Source organism: Peribacillus sp. CSMR9 (genome assembly GCF_033141925.1).
GTDB lineage: Bacteria > Bacillota > Bacilli > Bacillales > DSM-1321 > Peribacillus > Peribacillus simplex_A.
The window spans coordinates 14,882-29,408 of the sequence record NZ_JAOPHO010000035.1; the positions used below are offsets into that span (position 1 = coordinate 14,882).

The following is a 14,527-nucleotide window of genomic DNA, read 5'->3' on the forward strand; positions in this document are numbered from 1 at the left end:
GTTTCAAATTTTAAAGTAAGTACATACAACACGAATTAAACTGAATTTCTAAGACATGGAGGGGAATGAAAAGGATGAAAAAAGAAAATGAAAACGGAAGAATCAATGAACAAAGTAAGCAAAGACAGTTGGAACAATATCGAGTGGACGATAACGGGAAAAAGATGACGACTAACCAAGGTTTGCGCATTTCAGAGGATGAACATTCTTTGAAAGCGGGAACCCGTGGTCCAACTTTGATGGAGGACTTTCATTTCCGTGAAAAAATGACTCACTTTGACCATGAGCGTATTCCTGAACGGATTGTCCATGCGCGTGGTTCCGGAGCACATGGATATTTTCAGGTATATGAGCCGATGGCCGAATATACAAAGGCAAAGTTCCTTCAAGACCCTTCAGTCAAGACACCAGTATTTGTTCGTTACTCCACGGTAGCAGGTTCACGCGGATCGGCAGACTCGGTTCGTGATGTCAGGGGATTCTCTACAAAGTTTTATACCGAGGAAGGAAACTATGATCTGGTCGGAAATAATATTCCGGTATTCTTTATCCAGGATGCCATTAAGTTCCCGGATTTAATTCATGCGGTTAAACCGGAGCCTCATAATGAAATACCTCAGGCCGCGTCTGCCCATGATACCTTTTGGGACTTCGTCGCCAACAATGAAGAAACGGCACATATGATCATGTGGCATCTTTCTGATAGGGCCATACCAAGAAGTTTCCGGATGATGGAAGGGTTTGGGGTCCACACTTTCCGTTTTGTGAATGAAGAAGGTGTGGCCCATTTCGTTAAATTCCATTGGAAGCCTGTACTGGGAGTTAAATCCCTTGTCTGGGATGAGGCGCAGAAAATTGCAGGGAAAAATCCTGATTTTCACCGTCAAGATCTATGGGAAGCAATAGATACTGGAAATTATCCTGAATTTGAATTCGGCGTGCAAATGATTAAGGAAGAAGATGAATTCAAATTCGACTTTGATATCCTTGATCCTACTAAACTATGGCCGGAAGAACAAATCCCGGTGAAAATAATCGGGAAAATGGTTTTGAATCAAAATACAGATAACTTTTTTGCAGAGACGGAACAAATAGCTTTCCATCCGGGGCATGTTGTACCGGGTATTGATTTTTCAAATGATCCGCTGCTTCAGGGACGTTTGTTCTCATACACCGATACCCAGCTATCCCGATTAGGAGGCCCAAACTTTCATGAGCTTCCGATTAATAGGACGGTTGCCCCCGTTCATAATAATCAACGCGATGGTATGCACCGAATGTCAATAAATCCCGGACCGGTCAGCTACCACAAAAATTCCCTTGCAGGTAACTCTCCAGAACCTGCTTCAGAAGAGGAAGGCGGCTATGCACATTATCAGGAAAAAGTCGATGGCAGGAAGGTCCGTAAACGCAGTGAAAGCTTCAAGGATCATTACAGCCAAGCTAAACTATTCTGGAATAGCATGACGGAAGTGGAGAAAGAGCATATTATTCAGGCTTTCCACTTTGAAGTGGGAAAAGTGAAAAGTAAGGACGTTCAGCAGCAAATTGTCGAGATGTTCAGCAATGTTGATGTCGAACTGGCAAAAACAATCGCTTTTGGAGTGGGAGTTAATCCTCCAACAAACAAGAGTGAAGTCAAAATGGATTTAGCTTCTCCGGCTTTAAGCCAGGAGCAAATGAAAGTGAACACGGCCGTATCAAGAAAAGTGGCCATCTTGGCTGCAGATGGTTTCAACGGGTCAGAGGTTAATCAAGTCTTGGAATCATTTAAATCAGCAGGTATAACTACTGAAATCATCAGTCTTAATCGTGGAGTGATTACAAGTTCTGAAGGGCAGCAGGCCGAGGTGAATCAGACATTCCTGACAGCCGATTCGGTACTTTTCGATGCTGTATATGTGGCAGGAGGCCAGGAGAGTGTCGATGCTTTAAAGGCATCCAAGGAACCAATTTACTTTGTTGATGAAGCCTACAATCATTTCAAAGCGATTGGTGCAGGAAAAGAAGGAGCCGAGATCTTATCGAAGGCAGGCATCGTTTCCAATGATCCAGCCTCAGGCATTGTAGCTGTTACGGATAATAATAGTGGTACTGCCTTTATCGAGGCAATTGCCAAGCACCGTCACTGGAGTCGCGCTTAATATTGGATGAATAACCCCCAGACATGAAGTCGGGGGGTTATTCAATAAAGTCATTTCGTATCAAGCTACTTCGCTTTTTCTTCAAGGAGCGAGGCAATGCCAACAATCACCTTTGTGGCCAGTACCATATTGTCGACGGAAATAAATTCATACTTGCCATGAAAGTTCTCGCCGCCCGTAAAGATGTTAGGTGTCGGCAATCCCATATACGATAATTGAGATCCATCAGTACCACCGCGTATAGGTGAGATTATCGGTTTTATGCCGAGTTTCTCCATTGCTTCATGGGCAATATCCACGATTTCCTTCACGGGTTCAATTTTTTCCTTCATGTTGAAGTATTGGTCGTGTAATTCAAGCTGGATACGCTTTTGCCCATATTTTTCTTTTAAATCTTCGATGACTTTTGTCATATATTCCTTACGACCATTAAATTTTTGGCGGTTGAAATCCCTGATGATGTAAGAAAGCTTGGTCTCTTCCACATCACCGTGAAATGAAATCAGATGATAAAATCCTTCGTAACCCTCCGTATATTCCGGTGCTTCTGCCACTGGGAGCTTATTATGGAATTCCATGGCGATTTTAGCCGAGTTCACCATTTTTCCTTTAGCGGTACCAGGGTGAATATTCGTCCCTTTGATCAGGATTTTGGCCGATGCTGCATTGAAGCTCTCGTATTCAAGTTCCCCAAGCGGTCCACCGTCCACGGTATAGGCAAATTGGGCATTAAACGCATTTACATCAAACTTATGGGGTCCCCTGCCGATTTCCTCATCGGGAGTAAAGGCAACACGGATTTTTCCATGCTTGATTTCCGGATGCTGGATCAAATAATCCATGGCAGTTATGATTTCGGCAATGCCAGCCTTATTATCCGCTCCTAACAGGGTTGTACCATCCGTCGTTATCAATGTATGCCCTTCATAATTCTTAAGCGAAGGGAAATCATCAGGTGAGAGGATGACATCCAATTTTTCATGTAAAGTAACATCTTTACCATCATAGTTGTAAACGATCTGCGGTTTGACATCTTTCCCAGTGAAATCCGTAGCTGTATCGATATGAGCCAAAAATCCAACTGTTGGGACATCCTTATCTGAATTGGCTGGCAAGGTAGCCATGACATAACCATTCTGATCCATTGTGACTTCCTTCATCCCAATTGATTGAAGTTCCTGGACCAATGTATTTGCCAAGGTTAACTGTCCGGGTGTAGAGGGGCATGAGGGATTTGCATCATTCGATTGGGTATCCACTTTAACATAAGAAGTGAATCTTTCAATGATTTCATTTTTCACGTTCCTTCAACTCCTTTTCCCTTATCTTACCATGATTGCTTCGAATGGAAAAATTATCTTTCCGTGGGTAACGATCCAATTGCATTGTGAAGGAATGATACTCCTGGGTTTTCAAGGGCGATGTCATCAGTAAAGAACAGCACATCTCCAAACGACATGCTGTTCCTTGCTATCTCATTTTAGAGTGGTGTCGTTTTAAGTGGTACATCATTTAATGCCCATACGGATACGCTTTTCCCATGAACGGGAAAGGTCGCGAAACCATCTGCTTCAATGATAATGTGGTCATCTCTATGATAGGTTAAATCACTCCAGGTTTCACCAGCTCGATGTTCACCGACGAACATCCTTTTTTCACTGTTGTGATCTCCATTTGAAATAATGACGGCACACCCCGAGCCTTCTAGCTCTTTAACCCCGAGCCGGACCCAGCCTATCGTATTTTGATCGTCAAAATAGTCCGTCTGTTCTCCATAAGCTTTTTCATACCTAGCATATAAGAGACGATCTAGAATATCCTTTTTTCCAGGTACCGGAGAAGGCCCGCCGATTCCATAATAGTCCCCGTAAAAGACACAGGGATAACCGCAAAGTCTAAGCAAGATAAGTGCATATGCCGATGGTTTAAACCAGTCCTTTACCCAAGACTCCAGTGATTCATGAGGTTGGGAGTCGTGGTTGTCGACAAAAGTGACGGCCTGTGCCGGATTGGTTTGGACGAGGGTATCATCAAAGATGGTTGAGAGGTCGAAGTCAGTTCCTGCTTTTGAAGCCTCGTGAAATTTATAATGCAGGGAAACATCGAACAAGTTGAGGTCATGATTGGTTTGATCTAAGTAAGTTTGACAAGCTTTAACATCCGCCTTCCAAAATTCGCCGACCATGAAGAAATGTTCCTTTGTATAAGGAATGAGTTCCTTTAGAAATTCGTTGATGAATTCATAATCAATATGTTTAACGGCGTCCAAACGAAAACCATCACACTTTAACGTATCAACCATCCATTTTCCCCAGCTAATCATTTCCTGACGAACTTCTGGCAGACTGTAATCGATGTTGGCAAACATTAAATAATCATAGTTGCCGAATTCATCGATGACATGCTTATTCCAATGCTTATTTTCCCCTGTAATCCGATAAACACCCATCTTGTCGTTTTTGGCATCATAGTCCGTACCATTAAAATGAGTATGGTTCCACTTAAAATCAGAGTATTGATTTTTACGGCCTGGAAAATCGAATGTTGTCCAGCCTTCAATTTCAAATGGTTCTGAGATATCTTCCATGCGGTTGTCCGGATTGACTTCAATGACTTCAAATTTTTCGGTTCCATCAGCTCCTGCTTTGTGGTTCATGACTAAATCGATATAAACGCAAAGTCCGTAGTTATGACAGGTGGCTATCGCTTGAAGCAATTCATCTTTTGTCCCGTATTTGGTACGAACGGTTCCTTTTTGGTCAAATTCCCCCAAATCGTATCCGTCATATATTCCATATCCATTATCCCCAATGGATTGCCCTTTGGTAACTGGCGGAAGCCAAACGCAATCAATTCCTGTATCCTTCAACTTGGAGGCTGCATACCTCAATCTGTCCCAATGAGAACCATCCGCCTCAAGATGCCACTCGAAAAATTGCATCATCGTATGATTTCTTTTCATCCGTTCCCCCCCTGACACCGACACGTTTTGACAAAATTGAAGCTGAACGATCGGATAAGTAATAGTGAAAATCTTTACCCTCTAATTTCAAATGATAAACAAGTAAACAATCCCTCTGAATAGAGGTTCATTTACCTCTCTATTTTACTATTTTATACCAAGTAAGGGTATTTTATATTGATTAGCAGCTAAAAATTAATAAAAGGTGGCGGAATAATCCGGTTAAAGTATAAGGAAGGCGGAAAACGATATAGTTTAAGGTTTTGGTCTAAAGTCATCGGCGAAAGTAATGGAAGGCTTTACGCCAATTCAATAAAAAAGAATCCCTATTATTCTAAACTGGTAATAGTTTGTTTAAACAATATCATTTTAAAAGAACTTAGCACTTTCGCATATTCCATTATAGGGCCCTTTATGGAATAACATGACTAACGTTAATAAATAACAATAATGTAAGGTGCTTTTTAAGTTGTGGTTACTGTCAAATAGCCATTCCCGCCACCCTTCAAACCATTCTTTGGTGACTCCTCATTTTCATAATTTTCATCTTCGCTTAGCTTAGAAACACAACTATATAAAACCTTAAGATTAATTTTCTGTTTAATGTATAAATAGGGATCAAGTCCCAATTTTAGCCTTTTCATAATTTTATTGGAAATTACTAGAAGAAAAATGAGCGGATTTACTTATTGAGAATAATTATCATTATCAGTAGAATGAATTGCATGATAATGATAATTATTCTCAATTAATTTAATACATGGAGGCTCACTATGGTAACGAACATGCTTACAAAAAATGATCAATTACTGGAACAACAAAACACAAGGGAATCAAATGCCCGATCTTATCCTAGAAGATTACCCATGGCCATCGATCAAGCGGAGGGAATTTATTTAACAGACATGGACGGAAAAAGATATATTGATTTTCTTGCCGGCGCTGGAACATTAGCACTCGGACACAATCATCCGGCTGTGCTTGAAGCAATGGAAAAAGTTCTTAAGGATAAACGGCCTTTACATACATTGGACTTTACGACACCAATCAAGGAGCAGTTCGTTGATGAAATTTTTGAAAGCCTGCCTGAAGAATTCAGAAAAAACGCAAAAATTCAATTCTGTGGTCCTACTGGCGGAGATGCCATTGAGGCAGCACTTAAATTAGTTAAAACAGCCACAGGCAACAGAAGCATTTTATCCTTCCAAGGGGCTTACCACGGGGCAACCCATGCAACCATGTCAATCAGCGGTAATACAAAACCAAAGGAAAAAATACAAGGGTTAATGCCGGATGTACATTTCCTGCCGTATCCCTATCAATATCGCTGTCCCTTTGGAATTGGCGGAGAAGAGAGCCATAAAATCAGTAGTCAGTATATCGAAAATCTACTAAACGATCCTGAGTCCGGTTTATTGGCACCTGCAGGAATGATTTTAGAGGCAGTACAAGGAGAGGGTGGTTCCATTCCCGCTCCAATTCCATGGCTTAAGGAAATCAGAAGAATAACAAAAGAGAAGGGCATTCCGTTAATTATCGACGAGGTTCAATCCGGTATCGGCCGGACAGGGAAAATGTTTGCCTTTGAACATGCAGGAATCATTCCGGATGTTCTGGTCTTATCAAAAGCAATAGGGGGGAGTCTTCCATTATCGGTTGTGATTTATAACAAAGAGTTGGACATATGGTCTCCAGGTGCACATATCGGAACGTTCCGTGGAAATCAATTGGCGATGGCAGCGGGAACAGCAACTTTAAAGTACATGAAAGAGACGAATCTTGTGGATCATGCCGCTAAAATGGGAGAAACCTTAAGTAATATTCTTAAAGATTTGCAAAAGGATTTTCAGCAAATCGGGGATGTTAGAGGCCGTGGATTAATGGTCGGTGTGGAAATGGTCAACCATGAAGAACCGCAAAATGCGAACGGAAGCTATCCAGCTGATCCGGAACTTGCCAGTGCCATTCAGCAGGAATGTTTTCAAAGAGGGTTGATTCTGGAAGTTGGCGGCAGACATGGAAGTGTAGTGAGGTTCTTGCCACCATTGATCGTAACGGAATCCCAGCTATATGAAGCCACTGCAATTTTTGAACAGGCTGTTCGTGCAGCTGTTGCTAGAGGGTGAATGATCAATGATCGAAATGATAACTAAAACTAAAACTGATTTTGCCTATTCTCCATTATTTTTGAACAACAAAGAAGGTTTCAATAACTATAGCCAGTCATTAAAAATCATAGAAAAAAAGCTGACGAATTTTTTAAAGGGGAACAATCTGGCTTACTCTGGGAAAAAACCGAATGAAATAGAAGCAAGGTTAAACGAGGTGACCCTCGCTTCCTTAAAAGGGGAGACAATGGAAGCAGTAGCTGCTGAGCTTGCAGAGTTTGTTATTAATGACAGCATCAATGTACACAGCCCTACTTGTATCGGACATTTGCATTGCCCGACACTAATACCTGCAGTGGCTGCCGAAATGATTATCGGTACGTTGAATCAATCCATGGATTCATGGGACCAAAGCTCGACGGCAACCTTCGTTGAAGAGCATTTAATAGATTGGCTGTGCAGTCAGGTAGGGTTGCCTGAACAAGCGGATGGGATTTTCACAAGCGGTGGAACCCAATCTAATTATATGGGACTGCTATTGGCGCGGGACGCTTATTGTAAGCGTTACTGGGATGTGGATGTTCAACAGCATGGCTTGCCGGTCGAGGCGAAAAAATTGCGGATTTTATGCTCCGAGGCTGCCCACTTTACAGTTCGTAAATCAGCGGCACAGCTGGGGCTTGGAGAACAGGCAGTGATCACGGTTAAAACGGATTCAAATCATCGTATGTCTATGGGTGAATTAAACAACGAGTTACTGCTTTTAGAGGAACAGGGTTTACTTCCATTTGCTATCGTTGCTACTTGCGGAACGACGGATTTCGGTTCAATCGATCCATTACATGAAGTGTCCCTAGCAGCAAGGAAGAATGGGATATGGCTGCATGTGGACGCCGCATATGGCGGCGCGATGATTTTAAGTAAGGATTACAAAGAGTTAATCAGCGGAATTGAACTGGCAGACTCGATTACGGTTGATTTTCACAAATTATTCTATCAACCCATCAGTTGTGGTGCCTTTCTTGTCTCGGATACCAACTCATTTCAATTTATCCAGCATCACGCCGATTACTTGAATCCACAGGAAGATGAAGCGGAGGGCATGGTTCACTTGGTCAATAAATCGGTGCAAACGACGAGAAGGTTCGATGCACTGAAACTTTGGATGTCATTGAAGGTTGTCGGACTGGATACCTTTGCCGAAATGATTGACTATACTTGTCATCTTGCACGTGAAGTGGCTGTGAAGATCGATCAAGCGGAAGGATTCAGTGTATTAAATAAAGGCCCTGAATTGAATGCGGTTGTATTCCGTTATAATCCCGAGGGAGAAAGTGATCAGTTAGTAAATCAATTAAATAAACAGATTCAGCAAGAATTACTGAAAAGCGGACGGGCATTTTTAGCAAAAACGCGTTTTGACGGACAGGTGTATTTAAAAATGACACTATTGAATCCAATGACAAGGCTTGAACACATAGAGGGAATTTTAGACGAAATCCGAGTATTAGGTGAAATGTTCAAGATGATGGAGGAATGAAGATGAATGGTAAGCAGATAGCTGAAAGGGCGACGATGCAAAGCTTTCTGAATTGTTATTTCCGGGAAACTGGAAATTGCAGTTTGGAGGAAACGAAGAACTGGCCTGATTTGGAGGGTTCTATTCCGGATTCATTATTAGTCAGTAATCTCTTATCCCAAGATATTGCATTGCTAGTTCCATTGAAATATTGGTCGGAAACGGGGCGTCATATTTTTACCTTCCCGATTTACTACCAAAATGCATCCAAACAAGTACGTGAATTAGATTATGTGACGATGGTCTCGATTGTTTCTAAAGAATTATTGAATGAGCAGGGCAGGACGGATAGTGAAGATGAATTGATGCTGCGTGTCATCCTGAGCAGCCAAAATATTCAACGGTATGTGGAAGCAAGGACAGAAGACATTGATGCGCTTCAAAGTCCTGATTTTACCTTTATCGAAGCGGAGCAGTCGCTATTATTTGGGCACCTGTTCCATCCTACACCGAAAAGTAAGCAGGGCATTTCAGAAAAAGATGAATGGATCTATTCACCCGAATTAAAAGGTGAGTTTCAGCTGCACTACTTCCTGGCAGAGCCTTCGATCGTCATCCAAGATTCTAGTGAAGTCCGATCGGCAAGTGAAATCATTAAACAGGAACTAGCCGGTGACTTGGAGATTTCGAGTGAATTCCGTGACACGTATTGCCAAAAGGAAAGCCGGTATAGCATTATCCCAGCACATCCGCTCCAGGCAAAAGTGCTTATCGAAAAAGAAGAAGTTAAAAGGCTTATCGAGCAAGGAACAATAATTTACGTTGGACCGCTTGGGAAAAAATTCACGGCTACCTCTTCTTTTAGAACGGTATATAGTGCCACATCGAGATATATGTACAAATTTTCCGTTCCGGTCAAAATCACGAATTCGTTACGTGCAAATCTGCAAAAAGAACTTGATCGTGGTGTGGAAATCGCTAAATTAATAGATTCAAAAGTGGGAGACGTGCTAAAAGAACAGCATCCCTCCTTCCGTATTATTAAGGACCCTGCTTATCTAACGATCAAAACAACAGAACAAGAATCAGGATTCGATGTTGATATCCGGGAAAACCCTTTTTATGAAAACAATGAACAAGCAAGCCTGATTGCAGGCTTGTGCCAAGATAATGCCTATGGTGCACCATCAAGGCTTGGAGCGATCATCCGCAAATTATCAGCTGATGAAAACCGCAGTACCGAAGAGGTAAGTAAGGATTGGTTCAAAACTTATCTTTCAATGACATTAAAACCGATGCTTTGGCTATTTGAAGTGTATGGAATCGTTTTAGAAGCCCATCAACAAAATTCCATCATTCAACTTCAAGATGGGTATCCATCCACTTTTTATTATCGCGATAATCAAGGGTATTACTATTGTGAGTCCAAAGTGGACAGGCTGTTGAAGATCCTGCCTGAACTAAGTGAAAAAAGCTTCACGATTTGTTCTGATGAAGTCGCTGAAGAAAGACTGCAATACTATTTCTTTTTTAATCACTTATTAGGCTTGATCAATAATTTTGGTACGGAAGGGTTATTATCAGAGAAAACCCTGTTACAGCTCGTTCAGGAACAACTGGAAACAAGCAGCAGGGAAAGCGGAGATGAGGGGTTGAATCGAGTTATTGCAAGGTTGCTTCATGCCCGGGAATTATCTTGTAAGGCTAATTTACTGACGCGGTTTCATGATATGGATGAACTTGTTGGTTCACTTGAGACGCAATCCGTTTATACAACCATTGAAAATCCATTCGCGCAGGGGGTTTTAGCCGTCCATGAAAAATAGTTATGAAGAAATGCTGAAGGACTGTAATCAACAGCTTTCATTCGTCAAAGTTGAATTTGAGAGGGATTTAGATACACTGCATAAATGGATGCATGAAGATCATGTGATACCCTACTGGAATTTGAATTTCACAAAAGAAAAATTTGCTGTTCATTTGCAAAAGGCATTGGCTGATGCACACCAAACACTCTATTTAGGCTGCCTGGACTCAATCCCAATGAGCTATTGGGAATCGTATTGGGTAAAAGGCGATATCATCGAAGATTATTATCAGTCCGAAGAGGGAGATCAAGGCATTCATTTACTCATTGGTGATCCAAATTATCTTGGAAAAGGACTGGCTTTGCCGTTTTTACGTGCAATGGTGAAATACCAACTACTTACTGCTAGAACAAAAAAGGTGATGGCAGAACCGGATATCCGGAACGCAAAGATGATTCATCTATTTGAAAAGTGTGGGTTTACCCCAATTAAAGAAATTGAGCTCCCTGACAAAACAGCATTACTCATGTCATGTACACGGGAGAATTTCGAGAGGAAGTGGAAGTATGGAGAAGCAACAATCTATCTATGACCTGGTAGGGATAGGGATAGGTCCCTTTAATCTTGGACTTGCAGCCCTTTTGGAGAAAACCCCGGAGTTGAATGCCGTCTTTTTTGAGAAAAAGCAGGAATTCAATTGGCATGAAGGGATGCTGTTGGAGGGGACAACTCTGCAGGTACCGTTCTTTGCTGATCTAGTCAGCATGGCAGATGTGACAAGTCGATTTAGTTACCTGAATTATTTACAGCAGCATGACCGGCTTTATCATTTCTACTTCCTTGAAAAATTCTTGATTCCACGAAAAGAATATAACGACTATTGCCGCTGGACTGCCAATCAACTTGATAGCTGCTGTTTTGGAAAAGCGGTGGAGGCGGTGGAGTATATAGGGAATCAAGATGAAACCTTCTATCAAATCAGTGTAAGGGATGAACAAACACAAAAGATCGAAGTCTATTATAGCCGCCATGTAGTCATGGGAATTGGAAGTTCCCCGACTGTACCGTCTGCATTTAGTCCATATAAAGGAGAGAGCATCCTTCATTCGGCCGATTATTTACGGAACAAAGAAAATGTCCTGAAGAAAAAATCCATCACGGTTGTCGGATCTGGACAGAGTGCGGCCGAGGTCTTTGAAGATCTTCTGAATGAGCAGGAGAAGCATGGTTACCAGCTAAACTGGTATACAAGGTCCAAAGGGTTTTTCCCTATGGAATATTCAAAACTTGGGTTGGAGTATTTCACTCCGGATTACCTTGATTTCTTTTATCGGCTGCCACAGGAAAAGAAGGATGACATTTTACCAAAACAAGACCTCTTGTATAAAGGAATCAGCGCGACAACAATTGCGGCGATTTTTGACAAGATGTATGAAAAATCGATTGGAAATGCAGAACTTTCCATTGAACTTAGGGCGATGACGGAAGTTGCATCCGTAGAGCCAACTGAAAATGGCTGGACATTGAAATGTTTACAATGGGTGGAAGAAAGTGAATTTGATGTGGATACAGAGGCTGTTGTTTTTGGAACGGGCTATAAATCGACCGTTCCGGCATTTCTTGACACCATGGAAGAGCTTTTAATCCGCGATGATTTAGGCCGTCTTGCAATTACGAAAGACTATCGGGTTGGAACGACCGTCTCTACAGCGAATCATCTTTTTATTCAAAATGGCGAGGTACATACGCATGGCGTGGGGGCACCTGATCTAGGATTAGGGGCATTCCGAAATTCCATTATTATCAATCAATTGGCAGGTAAAGAGGTTTATCCATCCGAGCCAAAGGGTGCTTTTCAGTCATTCCGTGTAAAATCACCAGTCATGGCTTACTAATAGAAGGAAAGGGGAGCAATATATGCAGTTCATGAATGAAGTGGAACAGGCGGTTTCTGAAAAAAATTGGTCGATAGTAAACCAAAACCTGCTGGCCAAGATGATTTCTGAGTATATGTATGAAGATATGATCCATCCAGCTGTATTGAAAGAAAATGAAGCAGGAAACCTATATGAGTTAGAGATTAATGAGGGGAAATCTTATCAATTTTTGGCTTCGCCCCGTCTTTTTGACAGCTATGAAGTACAGGCTGAGTCGATCCAGGTCTGCGAAATGGAAGGTTTTACACAGGCCAATGATGCTATTCAATTCATTTTAGACATTCAGCCGTTAATTGGGATGACTGCAGAAACAACAGGACATTTAATCAAAGAATTCCATCATACGCTGCTTGCGGACCTTCAATTGCTATCCAAACCTGAACAAGACGCGGATGATTTAGTCGAGCTGGACTATGCGTTACTTGAAGGAGAAATGAGCGGTCACCCTTGGATCGCTTATAACAAGGGAAGAATCGGTTTCGGTTTTGATGATTACTTGAAGTTTGCTCCAGAAAACCAGAAGGAAGTTCAGTTATCATGGATTGCGGTTCATAAAACGAGGGGTGAGTTCAATTCCATCGAAACGTTGTCCTATAAGCAATTGATGGAGAATGAACTAGATGGGGAAACCCAAAAATCATTTGTAAAAAGATTGACAGAGAAAGGGCTGAAGGCAGAAAACTATTACTACCTCCCAGTCCATGAATGGCAGTGGAAGAATGTAATCATCCAGAATTTTACCGATGACTTGGCTAAAGGGCTGATTGTAGCTTTAGGAAATGGTCCTGATGAGTATCTGCCGCAACAATCCATCCGGACATTTGTTAATGTATCGAATAAGAATAAACACCACGTCAAGCTGCCAATGAGCATTTTAAATACGCTAGTCTACCGTGGATTACCAGCGGAACGCACAGTCATTGCGCCAAAAATCACAGAGTATATAAAGAACATTTATGAAAATGATTCATTCTTGAAAGAACAATGCAAAGTAGTGCTTCCTGGTGAAGTGGCCAGTTTAAATGTTGATCACCCGTATTATTCCAAGCTAGAGAATGTACCCTATCAATATTTAGAGATGCTGGGCGGTATTTGGAGAGAAAGCATTTACAGTTATATGGAAGAAGGCGAAAAGCCCATTACGCTTGCGTCCCTTTTACATGTGGACAGCAAAGGGAAACCATATGTGGAAAGCCTCATTGAAAAATCGGGATTGACTGCAGAAGCCTGGACAGCTCAATTATTCGACGTCATTCTATCACCATTATTACATTTTATCTATCAATATGGATTGGTATTCTCGCCGCATGGCCAAAACACCATTTTAGTCTTGAAGGATTACAAGCCTCACCGTTTGGCCATCAAGGATTTTGTAGATGATGTAAACGTCAGTGATCAGCCGCTTCCTGAATTAAGCAGCCTTCCTGATGATTTAAGGAAAGTACTAAGAAGTGAGACTCCCGAGGGGCTGGTTCAATTCATTTTCACGGGACTATTCATCTGTCATTTCCGATACTTGTCAACACTTCTGATGAAGAGGTCCCTTTTGGATGAGAATTCCTTTTGGGAAGGTGTCGCTCAAACAATCCATACACATCAGAAAAAATTCCCTATGCTACAGGATCGTTTCGATACATTCAATTTCTTTGCGCCAAAATTGACAAAACTATGCCTGAATAGAAATCGGATGCTTCAATATGGTTATAGCGATGGTGAAGACCGTCCGCATGCATCTGAGTTTGGGCATGTGAATAATGCACTTTTTGAAAAGTTACCTGCAAAAACGCTTTAAAGTTAAGCTTGCTCAGACTTTTGAGCCAGGTTCAGACAGTAGACAAACTCGAGGAAAATCGAGTTTGTCTACTGTTTTTTATAGTTTCTAAAATTTGACCGTTGATTTCCGCTCCAGTTACTCGCTTTCCACGGGCGGTCAGCCCTCGGCTTACGCCTGCGGGGTCTCCCTTGACGCGCTTTTCCCGCAGGAATCTCGTACACCCGTTCCAATCAATTTTGTTAAAAAATTTATAGAGCGATAATAGCTGACAAAAA

The 14,527-nt window shown here is 41.8% G+C and carries 9 protein-coding genes; 7 read left to right on the forward strand and 2 right to left on the reverse strand.

What is annotated here, in order from left to right; all coding sequences use genetic code 11:
* Positions 1–74 precede the first annotated feature (74 nt).
* The gene (locus N9I19_RS15555; protein WP_089363713.1) at positions 75–2,144 is read left to right on the forward strand and encodes a catalase; all 2,070 of its coding nucleotides are present in this window, start codon (positions 75–77) and stop codon (positions 2,142–2,144) included.
* Between the two features lie 65 nt (positions 2,145–2,209).
* Here the strand turns inward: N9I19_RS15555 and pepT are convergent, their stop codons facing one another.
* Together pepT and N9I19_RS15565 are read right to left on the reverse strand one after the other, a co-directional pair.
* Positions 2,210–3,445, reverse strand: coding sequence for a peptidase T (gene pepT, locus N9I19_RS15560; protein WP_317778313.1), 1,236 nt, complete (start codon positions 3,443–3,445; stop codon positions 2,210–2,212).
* Positions 3,446–3,624: 179 nt separating this feature from the next.
* The gene (locus N9I19_RS15565) at positions 3,625–5,106 is read right to left on the reverse strand and encodes an alpha-amylase (RefSeq protein ID WP_089363715.1); all 1,482 of its coding nucleotides are present in this window, start codon (positions 5,104–5,106) and stop codon (positions 3,625–3,627) included.
* Between the two features lie 773 nt (positions 5,107–5,879).
* Here N9I19_RS15565 and N9I19_RS15570 point away from each other — a divergent pair.
* Genes N9I19_RS15570 through N9I19_RS15595 form a run of 6 tightly spaced genes read left to right on the forward strand, consistent with a single transcriptional unit; the run spans position 5,880 to position 14,270 of the window.
* Positions 5,880–7,232 carry an aspartate aminotransferase family protein gene (locus N9I19_RS15570; RefSeq protein WP_317778314.1) on the forward strand — a complete coding sequence of 451 codons (1,353 nt, stop codon included), beginning with the start codon at positions 5,880–5,882 and terminating at the stop codon, positions 7,230–7,232.
* Positions 7,233–7,239: 7 nt separating this feature from the next.
* Positions 7,240–8,754: a pyridoxal phosphate-dependent decarboxylase family protein gene (locus N9I19_RS15575; RefSeq protein WP_317778315.1), complete on the forward strand. Its 1,515-nt coding sequence runs from the start codon at positions 7,240–7,242 to the stop codon at positions 8,752–8,754.
* Positions 8,755–8,756: 2 nt separating this feature from the next.
* Positions 8,757–10,559: an IucA/IucC family protein gene (locus N9I19_RS15580; protein ID WP_317778316.1), complete on the forward strand. Its 1,803-nt coding sequence runs from the start codon at positions 8,757–8,759 to the stop codon at positions 10,557–10,559.
* Positions 10,549–11,133, forward strand: a complete 585-nt coding sequence (locus N9I19_RS15585; RefSeq protein ID WP_317778317.1) for a GNAT family N-acetyltransferase — start codon at positions 10,549–10,551, stop codon at positions 11,131–11,133. The genes N9I19_RS15580 and N9I19_RS15585 overlap by 11 nt, the downstream gene beginning before the upstream one ends.
* A complete protein-coding gene (locus N9I19_RS15590; protein WP_317778318.1) occupies positions 11,108–12,436 on the forward strand; it encodes a lysine N(6)-hydroxylase/L-ornithine N(5)-oxygenase family protein in 1,329 nt (442 codons plus the stop codon). The genes N9I19_RS15585 and N9I19_RS15590 overlap by 26 nt, the downstream gene beginning before the upstream one ends.
* Positions 12,437–12,458: 22 nt before the next feature.
* On the forward strand, positions 12,459–14,270 hold the full coding sequence (locus N9I19_RS15595) for an IucA/IucC family protein (RefSeq protein ID WP_317778319.1): 1,812 nt from the start codon (positions 12,459–12,461) through the stop codon (positions 14,268–14,270).
* The last annotated feature ends 257 nt before the right edge of the window (positions 14,271–14,527 follow it).